The sequence below is a fragment of the Pirellulales bacterium genome, from assembly GCA_035533075.1.
In the GTDB taxonomy this organism is placed as follows: Bacteria; Planctomycetota; Planctomycetia; order Pirellulales; family JAICIG01; genus DASSFG01.
Map to the genome: position 1 here is coordinate 21,795 of DATLUO010000266.1, position 15,176 is coordinate 36,970.

11 protein-coding genes and 1 pseudogene are annotated in these 15,176 nt (G+C 63.4%); 8 read left to right on the forward strand and 4 right to left on the reverse strand.

Going from position 1 to position 15,176, the window contains the following annotated elements:
* Positions 1 to 124 precede the first annotated feature (124 nt).
* The 3 genes from VNH11_33165 to VNH11_33175 all read left to right on the forward strand — a co-directional run bounded on the left by VNH11_33165 (position 125) and on the right by VNH11_33175 (position 3,018).
* The gene (locus VNH11_33165; GenBank protein HVA51240.1) at positions 125 to 1,234 is read left to right on the forward strand and encodes a DUF1559 domain-containing protein; all 1,110 of its coding nucleotides are present in this window, start codon (positions 125 to 127) and stop codon (positions 1,232 to 1,234) included.
* 204 nt (positions 1,235 to 1,438) lie between these two features.
* On the forward strand, positions 1,439 to 2,536 hold the full coding sequence (locus VNH11_33170; GenBank protein ID HVA51241.1) for a DUF1559 domain-containing protein: 1,098 nt from the start codon (positions 1,439 to 1,441) through the stop codon (positions 2,534 to 2,536).
* Positions 2,533 to 3,018: a carboxypeptidase-like regulatory domain-containing protein gene (locus VNH11_33175; protein ID HVA51242.1), complete on the forward strand. Its 486-nt coding sequence runs from the start codon at positions 2,533 to 2,535 to the stop codon at positions 3,016 to 3,018. Before VNH11_33170 ends, VNH11_33175 begins: the two co-directional genes overlap by 4 nt.
* Here the strand turns inward: VNH11_33175 and VNH11_33180 are convergent.
* Positions 3,015 to 3,482: a carboxypeptidase-like regulatory domain-containing protein gene (locus VNH11_33180; GenBank protein HVA51243.1), complete on the reverse strand. Its 468-nt coding sequence runs from the start codon at positions 3,480 to 3,482 to the stop codon at positions 3,015 to 3,017. The genes VNH11_33175 and VNH11_33180 overlap by 4 nt on opposite strands.
* A 281-nt stretch (positions 3,483 to 3,763) precedes the next feature.
* Here VNH11_33180 and VNH11_33185 point away from each other — a divergent pair.
* Positions 3,764 to 4,951: pseudogene (locus tag VNH11_33185) on the forward strand (DUF1559 domain-containing protein).
* Positions 4,952 to 5,074: 123 nt separating this feature from the next.
* Here VNH11_33185 and VNH11_33190 read toward each other — a convergent pair.
* Positions 5,075 to 5,545, reverse strand: a complete 471-nt coding sequence (locus VNH11_33190; GenBank protein ID HVA51244.1) for a carboxypeptidase-like regulatory domain-containing protein — start codon at positions 5,543 to 5,545, stop codon at positions 5,075 to 5,077.
* 380 nt (positions 5,546 to 5,925) lie between these two features.
* Here VNH11_33190 and VNH11_33195 point away from each other — a divergent pair, with 380 nt between their 5' ends.
* Both VNH11_33195 and VNH11_33200 read left to right on the forward strand, forming a co-directional pair.
* On the forward strand, positions 5,926 to 7,089 hold the full coding sequence (locus tag VNH11_33195; protein HVA51245.1) for a DUF1559 domain-containing protein: 1,164 nt from the start codon (positions 5,926 to 5,928) through the stop codon (positions 7,087 to 7,089).
* Positions 7,090 to 7,413: 324 nt separating this feature from the next.
* A complete protein-coding gene (locus tag VNH11_33200) occupies positions 7,414 to 8,316 on the forward strand; it encodes a TIGR01777 family oxidoreductase (GenBank protein ID HVA51246.1) in 903 nt (300 codons plus the stop codon).
* Between the two features lie 168 nt (positions 8,317 to 8,484).
* Here the strand turns inward: VNH11_33200 and VNH11_33205 are convergent, their stop codons facing one another.
* Positions 8,485 to 12,732, reverse strand: coding sequence for a hypothetical protein (locus VNH11_33205; protein HVA51247.1), 4,248 nt, complete (start codon positions 12,730 to 12,732; stop codon positions 8,485 to 8,487).
* 486 nt (positions 12,733 to 13,218) lie between these two features.
* On the opposite strand from VNH11_33205, the gene VNH11_33210 reads away from it, so the two are divergent.
* Both VNH11_33210 and VNH11_33215 read left to right on the forward strand, forming a co-directional pair.
* The gene (locus VNH11_33210; GenBank protein HVA51248.1) at positions 13,219 to 14,346 is read left to right on the forward strand and encodes a DUF1559 domain-containing protein; all 1,128 of its coding nucleotides are present in this window, start codon (positions 13,219 to 13,221) and stop codon (positions 14,344 to 14,346) included.
* A 151-nt stretch (positions 14,347 to 14,497) separates the two neighbouring features.
* A complete protein-coding gene (locus VNH11_33215) occupies positions 14,498 to 14,908 on the forward strand; it encodes a carboxypeptidase-like regulatory domain-containing protein (GenBank protein HVA51249.1) in 411 nt (136 codons plus the stop codon).
* Positions 14,909 to 14,989: 81 nt separating this feature from the next.
* Here VNH11_33215 and VNH11_33220 read toward each other — a convergent pair.
* Positions 14,990 to 15,176: hypothetical protein (locus VNH11_33220; GenBank protein HVA51250.1), on the reverse strand; the 187-nt coding region annotated here is incomplete at its 5' end.

Sequence of the window (15,176 nt, forward strand, 5' to 3'; positions counted from 1 at the left end):
CACCTTGTGCCGGCGGCCCGGCCATTTCGCGGGTCTTCAGTTTCTATCGACGCCGGTTCCGCAACGGCTGGCCCGTGCGTCACCACACTGCCCTCGTTGTCGCACCCCCTTTCAAGAGAGTTCCATGCACCGCTTGTCCCGCTCCGCGCGCCGCGCTTTTACCTTGGTTGAGCTGTTGGTGGTGATTGCCATCATCGGCATTTTGATCGCCCTGTTGCTGCCCGCCGTTCAGGCGGCGCGTGAGGCCGCCCGCCGAGCGCAGTGTACGAACAACCTCAAGCAACTCGGTTTGGGGCTGCAAAACTACCACGACGTCAATAAAAAGCTGCCCTATGCCAAAGGGGGCACGAGCTTTTGCCAGGCCTCGGCGAAGCCGTTCCAAGGCAATTGCAATCGCCTGAGCGGATTGATCCCGATGCTCCCTTTTCTGGAGCAGCAAAGCATGTGGGACAATATCCGCAGCGCGACGGTCGATACGGGCACTTGCAACAGCCCGCAGGGGCCGGCGGGCTGGATTGGCTGGGGCGCCTGGAACTACACCGTTCCCGGCCTGGTCTGTCCCTCGGACATCGTGTCCGTGCCTTCCGCCGGTTCGGTGGGCCAGAACAACTATTGCTTCAGCCGGGGCGACTCGATTTATAACAACTGCTACTCGAGCCAGACGCGGGGCCTGTTTCAGTACAGCATCAACGTGGGGCTGAACGAAGTGCTCGACGGCACCAGCAACACGGTGGCCATGAGCGAGCGTTGTCGGGCGACCGTCGATGCCGGACTCGGTCAAGCCGGGTCCATCCCGCTCAAAAGCGGCGAGGCCACCGGCCTGGCCAACCTCAACACCAACCCGGCGACCAATCCGGGCGTCTGCCTGGCGCAGGTCGGGACGAACGGGAATTTTTACGCCAACCCGGCGATCTGCAAGACCCGCTTTGGCCGCCTGTGGACGGACGGGCAGATGGAGCGCAACGGCTTCAACACCGTGCTCGCTCCCAACGGTCCTGCCTGCACCGGAGATTCCAACGTCAACGCCGACAGCGCCTCGGGCATCTACCCGCCCAGCAGCTATCATCCGGGCGGAGCCATGGCCGTCATGGCCGATGGTTCGGTGCGGTTGGTGAGCGAGGCCATCGACACCGGAAACCTGGCCTGGACCGAGGTCACAGCGGGAGCCAGCCCCTACGGTGTGTGGGGCGCCATGGGTTCCAAGTCGGGCGGCGAAGCCGGGGTGAACCCATGACGGAGCAAAACGGCCGGCCGGCGTCTCTGGCGCCTGTCGTTTTTTCGTTTCTTGCTTAAAAGTGTTGCCAAACCGGCTTGCAGCATTGTAAGCTAAGGGTGCTGTGCCCAGAGGGTGCGGTCACAACGATCGATGCACATTGCTTTTTTCGGGACGTCCCGATGGTGTTGTCGTCGTGTCGCCCCCATTATCGGAAACACTTTTATGAGACCGCGTCGTCCCGCGTTTACCTTGGTCGAGCTGTTGGTGGTGATCGCCATCATCGGCATTTTGATCGCCCTGTTGCTGCCCGCCGTTCAGGCTGCCCGTGAGGCCGCCCGCCGCACGCAGTGCAACAACAACCTCAAGCAACTTGGGCTGGGGCTGCAAAACTATCACGACGTGAACAAGAAGCTGCCCTTCGGCAAGGGCGGCTCGGGTCCCAAGTGCAACACCACGACCCTGCCTTATTGGGGAAACTGCTCTCGGCTCAGCGGTCTTATTCCCATGTTGCCGTTCATCGAGCAGCAGCCGATGTGGGACAATATTCGCGCTGGCGGCGGCAACCCTGCGACCTACCCCCAAGGTTGGTGCGGATGGTGCAGTTGGTCCAACTGGAATTACACCCTTCCCGCGTTGATCTGCCCTTCCGAGATCGTGCCGGTCCCGGCGCCGGGCGCGGTCGGGCAGAACAATTACTGCTTCAGCAAGGGCGACACGATTTATGATAACCGCGACTCGAACCAGTCGCGGGGCCTGTTCGCGGTCAACAATTGTGTGGGCCTGAATGAGGTGCTCGACGGCACCAGCAACACGGTGGCCATGAGCGAGCGCTGCCGCGGCGCCTACAACGGCGGCGGGCTCGGAAACAAGAACCCGCAGCCCATCAAAGCCGGGACGGCCACCGGACTCGCCAATCTCAACACCAAGCCGCTGGCCACCAATCCCGGCTTGTGTCTGGCCCAAGTCGGAAGCAGCGGCTACTACGTCACGCCAACGATCGTCAAGAACCGCTTCGGCCACCTCTGGACAGACGGTCAGATGGAGCGCGTCGGCTTCAACACCGTCATCGCTCCCAATGGTCCGGCTTGCACCGGCGACTCCAATGTCAACGCCGATTGTTATTCGGGCGTCTATCCTCCCAGCAGCTATCATCCGGGCGGGGTGCTGGCCGTCATGGCCGACGGGTCGGTGCGGTTCGTGAACGAAACGATCGACACCGGAAACCTGGCAATGACGGAAGTCTCGGGGGGACCGAGCCCGTACGGTGTTTGGGGCGCTCTGGGTTCCAAGGACGGCGGTGAAGGACGGACGGCGCCATGATGGTTGAAGGAACTGTCGCGAAAAGTGGCGGCCGCGGCGAGGGCAAATGCATTTTCACGGCGGCGTTCGTGCTGGCGCTATGTGGCGGCTGCAATAGCAAGCCGCACGTCGCCGGCAAGACGGTCACGGGCACCGTCACCTACAACGGCTCGCCGGTGGAGGGCGCGTCCGTCAGTTTCATCTCGCCCACGGCCAGCGGCTACGGCTCGACGGACAAGGAGGGGCGGTTTACGCTCCGCTCCGCGCAAGGCGAGGGAGTGCCGGTGGGCGAGTACAAGGTCACGGTGGTCAAGACCGAGTTGCCACCGACGGGCAAAGAAGCCACCTCGGATGCGGACTACGTGCCGCCCGACCCGGACGCTCCGCCTGCCCAGCCAAAGGATCTGTTGCCCGCCAAATATAAGCTGCCTGAGAGCTCGCAGCTTTCCGCCACCGTCACGGAGCAGGGACCGAACGAGGTAACGCTGACGTTGACGGATTAGTCCTTCAATTCCAGCGGGATGTCGTTCTGCGTGCCGGGCTTGACCGTGGCGTTCAGGTCGGTGGTGGCCGCCGAGAGGTACTTTTCGGGCAGCAGGTTGATGCTGACCGGACCGGGAATGTCCTCGCCTCTCGATTGCATTTCGTTCATCTGTTCGTAAGTCAAATTCGGCTCTGCTCCCTCGGTTTTGGTCTTTTGCACCGTGACCTTGTAGTCGCCGGGCACCGCGCCGTCCTTTTCGCCATACGACGAAAGTTCGTAGCGGCCTTGGGCGTCGGTGGTGGCGGTGCCGGGACGTCCGCCCGCCGGTGGTGCAAAGACCACGGTGGCCCCGTCCACCGGCTGGCCCTGGTAGGTCACGACGCCCGACACTTTGGCCGTGGCCGGACCTTTCTGTGCGGAACAACCCAACGCCAGCAACACGCACGACGAAACGAGCGTCGTCGTCTGAACCCGAGTAAGCATGGTGGAACAAGGCGAAAAATCGGGGGAAGCAGTTTCCCAAAAGGGGCCGAAAAAATGAGGGTAGCGAGCGATGAGGTCACCGTCAAGAGGCCCCGCGGGGAGTTCTTGTGTCCCCTATTTCAACTTAAAAAAAATAAAATACAGATCCGGGTTTATTGACAACCTTCCTTCCGCCCGGATAAAAGAAATAGCGTCGTAGGCGAGCGCTCGCGATTTCTTCGCGCGTGCTCCGCTTTTATTGCCGTTGCCCATTCCTGTTCATGTTTCGAGGAGCCGAGTTTATGGTACGCAGACGCGCTTTCACGCTCGTCGAGTTGCTGGTGGTGATCGCCATCATCGGCATTTTGATCGCACTGTTGTTGCCGGCCATTCAGGCGGCCCGCGAGGCGGCACGCCGCAGCCAGTGCAACAACAACCTGAAGCAGATCGCCTTGGCCGTGCAAAACTAAATCGACGTGAAAAGGGTCTTTCCGCCGCTCGCCGTGGGGACCAACAGCGGCGGTATCAACAACGGAAACCGTCTTGGTCCGCGCGTGATGCTGCTTCCCTACGTCGACCAACAGGCGCTCTGGGACGCGATCCGCGCCGGCGGGAACGGGCCGCAGCAGTCCGTTCCCGGACCCTGGCAAACCCCTCCGACGACCGCCATCAACTTTCCGCCGCAGGGGCCGAACGCCTGGACGAACACCTTTGTACCGTGGGTCACGACGATTCCAACCTATATCTGTCCCTCGGAGGTCTACGACATGACGTCGAATTTCACCGACACCGCGCGGAGCAACTACGTGTTCTGCGTGGGCGACACCATGAGCGGCAACAATGCGAACACCGGGCCGTGCCTGTACGCGACGGGCGGGCAGTGTCGCGGCATCTTCTCCTATTTCAACAGCAAGACGTCGATCGCGGCCGTGCTGGACGGCACGAGTAACACCGCGATGGTCTCGGAGCACTGTTACACAACCCGCACCGTCGTCAAGGGCATGACCAGCAGGAGCGGTGAGTTCTGCGTCGTTCCCAACGTTCAGACGAATCCCGCGCTCTGCCTGGCCCAAGCGAGCGGATCGAACTTCACGACTTTAGCCGTTCTGACGTTTACGAATGCCGAGCCGTGGGGGGGCAACCGCTGGCCCGACGGATCGCCCCAGTACGCCGGATTCATGACCGTGCTGCCGCCGAATAGCCCCAACTGCGTCGGCGCCGATACGGACACCTGCGTCACCGGTCAAAGCATCCCGGTCCAGAACGGTGTGATCAGTACGACCACCGGCACCATCAGCACCGTCTCGAGCAACCATCCGGGCGGCGCCTTGGTGGCCATGGCCGATGGTTCCGTTCGGTTTGTCAGCGAGGGGATCGATACGGGCAACCTGTCGTTCCCTGAGCCAATCACGGGCCCCAGCCCCTACGGCGTTTGGGGAGCGATGGGTTCCAAGGAGGGCAACGAGGGCGGAGCTCCCGCCGGACCATAAAACTTCAGCCACCCGCCAGTTGCTAGACTGCACGCAATCGTCGGTGGCTGGGGCAGAAGCTGGCCGAGATCGATCCGGCCCTTGCGATACGCGCCGCCGGCCAGCGATGCCCCGGTGGTGGCGCTAGTCCTTCAATTCCAGCGGAATCTCGTTCTTCGTGCCGAGCTTGACCGTGGCGTTGAGGTCGGTGGTGGTCGGCGAGATGTACTTTTCGGGCAGCAGGTTGACCGTGATCGGACCGGGAATGGTTTCTCCACGCATCTGTCTGTCGTTCATCTCCTCCTGGCTCAAATCCGGGATCGATCCCTCGGTCTTGGTCTTCTGCACCGTGACCTTATAGTCGCCCGGAATGGCGCCGTCCTTGTCGCCAAACGTCGAAAGTTCATAGTGGCCCTGGGCGTCGGTGACGGCGGTTCCTGGGCGTCCGCCCCCCGGGGGCGCGAAAACAACCGTGGCGCCCTCGACCGGCGCTCCCTTGTAGGTCACGACGCCCGACACCTTGGCCGTGGCCGGGCCTTTCTGACTGGAACAACCCAATGTCAGCAGGGATCCCAACGAAACGATGGCAACGGCGCGAAAAAATGAAGCACGCATGGCAAAAACCCGACTATCCCTTGATCGACATGGCGCCGACGCGGCGAAGACAAGCCGGCGAAAGACGTGAATGAAGATAATGAGCGGCGTGCTCGCCGTCAATAGGCTGGGCCAGCGGCGTCCAGCACAGCACCGGCGAGGGCGCGGCGAGGACCTGGCTCGCGGTTCAAGCCACGGGCGATATAAAAATAAAAAACGGTCCCGCAAGACGGTTGACAATCCGCCGCTGCCACGCTAGAACCTGAAATGGAAGCGGTTCGGCCGGAGTAACCGTTCCCTTCGCATTTCCGGCGGATGTTCTCTCCAGCGGTCGGTTGCACCAAGGCGATGGGCATTGAGCTTGCTTTTTTTATTCGCCCCCTTTAATTCAGGACCCAACCATGAAGCACAGACGCGGCTTTACACTAGTGGAGCTGTTGGTGGTGATCGCCATCATCGGCATTTTGATCGCTCTTTTGTTGCCCGCCATCCAGGCCGCCCGCGAGGCCGCCCGGCGAAGCCAGTGCAACAACAACCTGAAGCAGTTCGGCTTGGCACTGCATAACTACATCGACGCGATCAAGGTCTTCCCTCCGCTCGCCGTGGGTACTACTACCGGCAGTCCCAACGACGGAAACCGCCTGAGTCCGCGGGTGATGCTGCTGCCCTACATGGAGCAGCAAGCCCTCTGGGACAGGATCCGCTCAGGCGGTACCGGAGCGCTCTACGCCAATAACCTCACCGGCGTCTACCCGCCCATGGGCAACGTGGCCTGGGACGGCAACTACGTGCCCTGGCGGCAGACCATTCCGAGCTACATTTGTCCATCTGAGGTCTACGACATGACGTCGAATTTCACCGACACCGCGCGAAGCAACTACGTGTTCTGCGTGGGTGAAACCATGAGCGGCAACAATGCGAACACCGGGCCGTGCCTGTACGGGGGAGGTGGGCAGTGCCGCGGCATTTTTTCTTACATGAATAGCAAGACGGCGATAGCGGCCGTGCTGGACGGCACGAGCAACACGGCGATGGTCTCGGAGCACTGTTACACAACCCGCACCGTCGCCAAGGGCATGAGCAGCCGGAGCGGTGAGTTCTGCGTGGTTGCCAGCGTTCAGGCGAATCCCTCGCTCTGCCTGGCCCAAGCGATCGGATCGAACTTCTCGACCAACGCTATTCTGACGTTTACCAATGCCGAGCCGTGGGGTGGCAATCGCTGGCCCGACGGAGCACCTGCCTACGCCGCTTTCATGACCGTGCTGCCGCCGAACGCCCCCAACTGCGCCGGCGCGGATACCGACACGGCCGTCGGCGCGGCTGTCCCGGTCCAGAACGGCGTGATCAGCAAGACGACCGGCACCATCAGCACCGTATCGAGCAATCATCCGGGCGGTGCTTTGGTCGCCATGGCCGACGGTTCGGTGCGGTTTGTCACCGAGGGGATCGACACGGGCAATCTGACATTCCCTGAGCCCATCACTGGCCCCAGCCCCTATGGTGTATGGGGAGCGATGGGTTCCAAGGACGGCGGCGAGGGCCAGGCGAATCTCACTGGCGGCTAAGCGCCGTCCGAGACCGGTCGTTTTGGCTCAAGCGTTCCGCCTAACCCCTGCTTGTTGAGTTTTCTATCCGCGCGTGGCCCCCTGGCGGGCAACGCGCGGTTTTTTTGCGCGCTTCGTCGCCGTCGGCGGTTTCTGCTAGGATAACGCGAAGCGAGGCAGGAGTCGGAGGGGAGGGGCGACTCCATGAAAACAACTTTTTCGCTTCCTCTTTCCTCGCTAACGGTGGGCCGGCGCTCGCAAGCTCGCTTGTCCCACCTTACGCTTCGCACGAACACCGCCGGCGATCCGCTGAACCTGAACCCTGAACCCTGAACCCTGAACCCCATGCGCGCCTTGGTAACCGGAGCGACCGGCTTCATCGGCAGACGACTGCTCGCACGGCTGGAACAGCCGGTAGTGCTTACGCGCTGGCCCGACCGCTTCGACAAGCCGCGGCCGGAGATCGACGTCTATGGCTGGGAGCCGATGTCGGGCCCGCCGCCCGAAGCGGCCCTGCGGGGCGTCGACGTGGTTTTCCATCTGGCCGGAGAGCCGGTGGCCGAAGGACGTTGGACCGCCCGAAAGAAAGCCCGCATTCGCGACAGCCGGCGCGTGGGCACGGCCAACCTGGTGAAAGGGCTGGCGGCCGCCGGCGAGCGGCCGCGCGTGCTGGTCTCGGCCTCGGCCGTCGGCTACTACGGCGATCGGGGAGACGAAATCCTCGACGAATCGTCGCCGCCGGGCGAGGATTTTCTGGCCGAGGTCTGCCGCCTGTGGGAGCTGGCGTCCGGCGAAGCCCGGCGCCTCGGCGTGCGCGTCGTCAACCCGCGCATCGGCATCGTGTTGGGCCGCGAAGGCGGCGCACTGAAAAAAATGCTCCCGCCGTTCAAGCTGGGCCTCGGCGGCCGCCTGGCCGGCGGCCGGCAATGGATGCCCTGGATCCACGTCGACGATCTCGTGGGGCTGCTGTTGCACGCGGCCACCGCGGCCGATATCGACGGGCCGATGAACGCCGTCGCGCCCCACCCCGTGACCAACCGCGAGTTCACCCAAACGCTGGCCGCCACGTTGCACCGCCCGGCGCTGTTTCCCGCGCCGGGCATCATGCTGAAGCTGGCCCTGGGCCAGTTCGCCGAAGTGCTCTTGGCCTCGCAGCGCGCCGTGCCGCAGGTCGCCTTGCGCACGGGCTACGAGTTCCGATTCGCCGATCTGGGCCCCGCGTTGGCGGAGATAGTGGGAGGCGGATGAGGGTTCAGGGTTCAGGGTTCAGGGTTCAGGAAAGGTGGCAGTCGGTTCGCAGGCGAACTCCGCTTGCGCGTCGCTGAACCCCGAACCCCGAAGCCTTCGTGTGCTGGATTTTGTAGGCGAAGTCCGCTTGCGCGTCGCTGAACCCTGAACCCTGAACCCTGAACCCTCTTACGGCGTGGCCGGAATGCCCAGCAGCGCTTCTTCCTCCTCCTGAATGATGATCCGCGGCGTGACCATCATCATCAGGCTTTGCGTCTCGCGGCCGATGCCCACGTTCTTGAACAGACGGTTCAGATACGGAAGCTTGCTCAAGATCGGCGTGCCGAATTCGTTGCGGCCTTCCGACAGTCGCTTCACGCCGCCCAACAACACCGTGCCGCCGTCGGGCACGCTCACCGTCGTACTCACCGAGAAGAACGAGAACGACGGCAACTGCACCGTGGTGCCTTGCGTGGACGTGACGGTCGAAGTCACGCGCTTCGTCGTGTTGGCGCTGGGGCCTTCCGAATCGCTGTTCTGCGTGGTGTTGCTCGAACCTTGGAACGTGAAAGTGCTGACCTGCGTTATGTTGCTGAAGAAGGGAACCAACGTCAACCGCACGAAGCGGCGGTCGCTGGAGATCACCGCCTGCACCGTGAGCGCCGTTCCCTCGTTGAGCACGATGATCACCGGCTGCTGCGCCGCGGCGAAGGCCCCGACCACCGGAATCACGCTGATCACGAACGGCGTCTGCGTGACGTCGAACACGGTCGCGCTCTGGCCGTTGAAGAGCGTCACCTTGGGCGCCTGCAACACGTTGCTGCGGCGGTCGCCTTGCGAAGCCTCGATCAGGAAGTAGGCCTCGATGTTGCTCAAGATCGCGAAGCCCACGGTCGAACCCGCGCCGGCCTGATAACCGCCGAACTGCGGAGTCGCCAGGGCGAAGCTTCCCTGCTGCACCGGAATGTCCAGGTCGGAGCTGTAGAGCACGCTGCCGGTGGCGCCCGGCGCCAGACCGACGGTCACCGACTGCGACTGGTTCAGGCCGTTGGCCGGCAGGCCGATATTTTGGATGGTGTTTCCCTGCGGCGGAAAAGCGTTGGATGAGCCGGTATTTGGGACGTTGACCTCGCCCAGGCTCTGTCCGAACAGGGCGAACGGTTTGTTCAGCCTGGTGGGAAGATTGATATCGAAGTTGACGCCGATACGTTCGAAGAAGTTGTCGTTGAGCGTGATGAACCGCACCTCGATCGTCACCTGCAGGTCTTGCAGGCGGCGGAGCTGGTCGAGCAAGTCGGCGATCTCTTCGTGAACTTCCTGCGTCTGGCTGATGACGAGGCTCAAGTTGCCCTGGAACTGCTGAATGGATCCGGGTCCGCCCACGTCGTCCCAGGTGGTGGGGGCGATGGTCGAGGTGAGCAGATCGATCAGGGTCTCGAAGTCGGCCTGGGTGCCGCCCGACAGTCCGCCGGGGCCGGCCAATGACGAGGAGGGGTTGAGGGGCGCGATCGCCGAGGCGCTGCCGGTGCTCATTTGGGCCAACAACGAGCGGGCGTCGCCCACCGCGTTGCCGCCGGAGGCCGGATTCGAGACCGCCACGGAGAGCGGCGCGTCGCCGTTGAGGCCCGCCCAGTTGTTCGGCAGATTGGCCTGCGCGTCGTCCAGCGCGCCCCGGATGCCCATGCGGCTGTTGGGCACGAAATTCGGGATCGGCGTCACCAGGTCGGCCACGTAGTAAATCTTCGGAAACACCTCGCCGTCGCGCATCTGTTCGCTGGTGATCTTGAGCACCTCGCTCTTGATCACATAGCTCAGGTGCAGCGGCTGCAAGATCAGGTCCAAGGCGCTCTTCAGCGAAATCTCGGAGGTGAGATTGATGCTCACGGGCGTGTTCGAGTCGACGCCTTCTTCGGTCAGCCCGCGCGGATCGAGGTAGGTCGGAATTTGCGCCAGCTTGCCCAGGTCTTCGATCACCTGGGCCAGCGGCGCGTCTTTATACTTCAACCACACGGGGGTGCGCAGCTTCTTCTCGATCTCCAAATCGCGCTCGGTTTTGCGGTTGGCCAATTGGCGAAGCTGTTCTCGGCGCGTCTCGGTCAGCTTTTGCCAGGTCTTGGCGTCGCCGTGGACGTAGGGCTTGTTGTCGTCGAAGGGAATCGCCGACTCTTCGACGCCGTTCAACGATGCCACGAAGCCGTCTGCCTTGGCTTCGCGGATCTCGTTGTATTTCTGCGTAGCCGATACGAGTTTGACCGTATTTTTGAGCTGCTGCACCACCAGCTCGTCGGGCGCGATCTCGGCCGCCCGCTTGTAGACGACTTCGGCTTCGGGATAGCGCTTTTCATGCATCAGCTTGTTGAATTCGTCGACCAGCTTGGCCAGCTTTTCCTGCACCTCGACCTTGGTCTGGCGTTCGCGTTCGATCTCGGTCCGCACCTCGTTGTTCCGCTCGTTCAGCTCGATGCGGCCCTTGTTGGCGCCGACGTAGCGGTCGAGCTCTTCCAACTGGCGGTCGACGCGGCGCAGCAGAACGTCGCGGGCGGCCTTTTCGAGTTCCGCCCTCTCGACGATGTCGCGGCACTCTTCCAGCGCTTGCCGGGCCTGCTTGGGGCTCGTCTCGCGGAGCCGGGCCGCGGCCTGTTCTTTGCGCGACAGCTCGGCGGCCGCCTGCCGATATTTGAGCTGCTGCGCGGCGGCCGTCTCGGCCAGCATGGAGCCGTCGCCGCCGGGCTTTTTGCCGGTCTCTTGGGGACGGGCCAGAAACTGCAAATGGTCTTGCAGCCGCTGTTGCGTGAGCGGGTCGAGCTCGTCGCGGTGAAGGTTCGCCTTGCGGAACCAATTCAGCGCGGTGGCGCGGTCGTGGTCGCGCAGGGCCTGCTCGCCGCGTTGGAACAGTTCCAGGCCGTCTTGGGGCTCGACCTCGTTCTGTGCCCTGGCGGGCACGTTGCGCGTGAGGTCGTGCTCGCGGTCATAAATCGCCTGGCTGGCCGCGGCGGGATCCTTTTCGTCGGTGCCGATCGGCATGACGCCGCCGGCCGGCCGGACCTTGTGCCGCTCCTGACGCAGCCGCTGGATTTTCAGCACCAACTGCCAGGGCCGCTCGTCCTTGGGACCGAAGGCCGCGTCGGGCACGCCGAGGCTTTCGGCCTGCTCGGCCAGGGTTTCGGCACGTTCCACGTCGCCGGCCGCCAGGGCCGCATGCGCCTGGCCCATGAACCTGATCGCTTGCTCTTTCTGCTGCGCGTCGGCCGCGGCCAGCGGCGACCGCCCGGCGTGGTTTGGCGCGCCGGCGGGGGCGCCTGGCGGAAAGTCGCCGAAACCGCCGCCCGCGGGGTCGGCCTCGACCGGCGGGAGCGGCTCGATGCGGCCGCCGCCGCCGCGGCGGGCCGCCGCGATGCGCTCCAGCAGCAATTCGGGCGTGGCGTCGGCCGGGCCATACACCACCTTCAAGCGCCGCGCATTCTCGACCAGCCGCTGGGCCTCATCGAATTCGTGCCAGGCCAGCAACCCTTCGGCCTGTTCCAACAGGCACTCCGCCTTGCGACGGCGATAAGTCTCCGAGTCGGGGCCGCCCTGCTGCGGAAGCTGAGCGTAATGCTGGACGACCGCTTCGACCTTGGCCGGCGAATCTTCTTGAAAGTCGTATTGCAAGCCGAGGGCTTTGGCCTGATTGACCAGCTCGGCGGCCAGTCGCAGGTCGCCCACGGCCAACGAGCGCCGCGCCCTCACCAGCAGCTTGCCGCCTTCCTCGCGCAGCAGCTCATCGGCGGTCTGACTGGAGGCCGCGGCGCCGACGGTGGGCAGGCCCGGCTCGTGACGATCGTCTTCCGGCGGCGCGGTCATCGTCTGTTTGCCGAACGGCGATTCGCTGGGGAAGGGTCGTTGGCCGGGCAAGTTGCCCAGCGTGTCTTCGGCCGGAGGCAAGCTTTCGTCCCGCGGACCGGCCGACATGCCGGTATCGGCCGGGGGCCGGTCCATGGTCGGCTCAAAGCGGTTGGCACCTTGCGCGAAGGGATCGCGCACGCCGGAGGGTTGTTTTGCCTGTTTTTCCCGGCCCTCGGGCGCGAACAGCTCGCTGGGCCGTTTGGGACCGGCCGACGAACGCTTTCGCATCCCGTTCAGATCGCGCCGCGCCTTTTTGGGGGTGTCGCCCATGTGCATCATGCCATAGGTGACCGGAATCTTTTCGGCGCGGCCGAGCAGCGAGTCGGCAGTCTCCAGGTTGCCTTCGTTCATGGCCTGGCGGGCCTTGGAGAGCAGGTCGGCCACCTGCCGCTTGGCTTCTTCGGGGTTGCGTGCCGGCGCGGCCTGCCCGAAGGCGGCCAGGCCGTCGAGCGCTTGCAGGGCGACTGTGGGCGGCGCCGCCCAAGTCGACGCCGACGTCACGGCCAAACTCGTGCCGACGCAGGCGGCGAGGATCCGAGATGAGGTGTTCAACGCGATCTCCTTTCGGATTCGCCAGGTGCTCGGCCCCAAGGGCGCGAGGAGACCAATCCTGGCAACATGTGACTCAGATGGGATGGTGGGAAATGGCGCGGTCCCCGCGCGGAGGAAGATCGCGGTCGCGGCGGCGGGCGCGTCGGATGGGCGCGGTCCGCCGGCGCAAACGTCAGGCCTTCCTTGGCGGGTTTGCGTACTATCAGATGTGTCTTACAGAGCTTGGCAGAAGAGAGGCGGTTAAATACCCGCCCGGCCAAGCGCGGTCAAGGCCAGTTGGGAAAAAAATAATGCTCGGCCGGTTCCGGCCAAGCTCTGCCCCAGCCACCGGCGCCGCGATGCCCGGCAGCGCGCCTGATTGACTCCCCGCCGTTTCCTGGTAGGATAGCCTGTTAAAGGCTACCCGGAACGGTAGAAGCTGGTCGTTGTTTTTCCGCTTTTAGAGCGACCCACATCCTTCCTTCGAGCAAACTGGAGTCTCGTGCCATGAAGACCCATCGGTCGAGCGGCCCGGCGCGCCGCGCTTTTACGTTGGTCGAATTATTGGTGGTGATCGCCATCATCGGCATCTTGATCGCCTTGTTGCTGCCCGCCGTGCAGGCGGCCCGCGAAGCGGCCCGGCGGTCGCAGTGCAACAACAACATCAAGCAGTTGGGGCTGGCCACGATCCTCTACCACGATACGTGGCGCAAGTTTACTTATGGACGGGGCGGATGGAACGAAGACAACCGTTGCGGCGATTTTAGCGGCTTTCTCACGCTGTTGCCCTATGCCGAGCAAGCGCCGATTTGGCAGTTCATCGACGGCGAAAACAACAATCCCGCAAGCGGATCGGTTTATCCCTGGGGTCCCGCCACCAACGTGCCGTGGCACACGCTGCTCACCACGCAACTCAGCGTAATGATTTGTCCGTCGAGCCCCTATCCCGTGAACACGAATTACGCGGGCATGGGCCAGCGCAGCTATCACTTCAATGCGGGTACGAGCATCAACAACTACACCGCTGAGACGAACGGCATCTATAGCCACTGGATGGCCTCCACCAAAAAACCCTGCACCGGCAGCAACCAGCAAAAGGCGATTCGCAACATTCTCGACGGCACCAGCAACACCGCCAACATCAGCGAAAAAGCGCTCACCACGGCAAGGCGCAACGGCGTAACGCCGCCGCCGTCGACGACCATCATGGGCCAGGGCGTCCAAGGACATACCCCAGCCGTCTTGATCCCGAACCCGACGATCTGCCTGGCTACGGCCCAAAACCGGAACTACGTGGCCGGCCAAATCGTTAACATCAGCAATTACCAGAACGGCGACCAGTGGATGATGGGCCATCCGTACTGGACCTTGTTCACAACGATACTGCCGCCCAATAGTCCCACGTGCTACGGCACGACCGGCCTCAATCCCAGCAATGCCAACGGAATCTTTCCGCCCACAAGCTGGCATCCCGGCGGCGTGCTGGTGGGCATGGCCGACGGCAGCGTGCGTTTCGTCACGGAAGGCATCGATTGCGGCAATTATGGCATGCCGCCCGCCTTGAACTACGGTGTCTGGGGCGCCATGGGGACGGTTGCCGGTGGCGAGGCCTATGGCCTGGGAGGCACCCCCTAGTCCTTCTCAGTCGTACCTTGAGCGAGGGCACTTTTTCGAGCACTCCTCTATCGTGAGATCCTTCGTGTTTTTTCCTTGTGCGTTCGCGACTTCGTTCAGGGTGGGCCGGCGCTCGCAAGCTCGCTGGTCCCACCCTACCGGCAGGTTTTGTTTGTTCTCGCTGGCGGCGGTGCTGGCGGTTGGTTGTTCAAAAAGCGACCGTGACACGGGCACCGTACCGGTTTCGGGCAAGGTAACCCACGGCGGGCAGCCGCTGGCCGGCGCCGTTGTCACGTTCGTCAGCGACGCCGGCCTGACGCCTGGCGCGGGAATGTCGGACGCCGACGGCGGCTACAGCCTGAGAGTGAAGCCGGGCAGCTATACGGCCACTGTTTCGAAATTGACCGGCTCCGGCGACACCAAAACAGTGAGCATGGAAGACGCGATGGCCAACGCGGACAAGCCGCGCGAGGGACCAAAAGAAACGCTGCCGTCGAAATATCAAAGTCCCGTCGAATCGCCCTTGAAGTTCGAGGTCAAGCCCAGCGGCAGCAACACGTTCGATCTCAGCCTGAGCGACTGATGACCGCTTGCTATACTTCACGCGGCAAACGCCTGCGCAGCCACGATTCGATTTGCCCGGCCAGTTCGCTGCGCGCCGCCGTCACGAGTTGGCCGGAACGGCACTCAACTGGGCCAGCACCTGCAGTACGCCGTTGAGATGGGCCAGCCGGGGGCCGAAGCGATCGACGAACTCGTTGAGCATGAATTCGCCGTCGCACAGCACCTCGGCGTTTTCGTTCACTTCCTGGGTGAGCGTGGCCAGGAACTCGGTCTGCACACGGCTGAGC

What these genes read in the sequence shown, in the direction of transcription:
- VNH11_33165 (HVA51240.1), top strand. Translation starts at nt 125, where the DNA reads ATGCACCGCTTGTCCCGCTCCGCGCGCCGCGCTTTTACCTTGGTTGAG.
- VNH11_33170 (HVA51241.1), top strand. Translation starts at nt 1,439, where the DNA reads ATGAGACCGCGTCGTCCCGCGTTTACCTTGGTCGAGCTGTTGGTGGTG.
- VNH11_33175 (HVA51242.1), top strand. Translation starts at nt 2,533, where the DNA reads ATGATGGTTGAAGGAACTGTCGCGAAAAGTGGCGGCCGCGGCGAGGGC.
- VNH11_33180 (HVA51243.1), bottom strand. Translation starts at nt 3,482, where the DNA reads ATGCTTACTCGGGTTCAGACGACGACGCTCGTTTCGTCGTGCGTGTTG.
- VNH11_33190 (HVA51244.1), bottom strand. Translation starts at nt 5,545, where the DNA reads ATGCGTGCTTCATTTTTTCGCGCCGTTGCCATCGTTTCGTTGGGATCC.
- VNH11_33195 (HVA51245.1), top strand. Translation starts at nt 5,926, where the DNA reads ATGAAGCACAGACGCGGCTTTACACTAGTGGAGCTGTTGGTGGTGATC.
- VNH11_33200 (HVA51246.1), top strand. Translation starts at nt 7,414, where the DNA reads ATGCGCGCCTTGGTAACCGGAGCGACCGGCTTCATCGGCAGACGACTG.
- VNH11_33210 (HVA51248.1), top strand. Translation starts at nt 13,219, where the DNA reads ATGAAGACCCATCGGTCGAGCGGCCCGGCGCGCCGCGCTTTTACGTTG.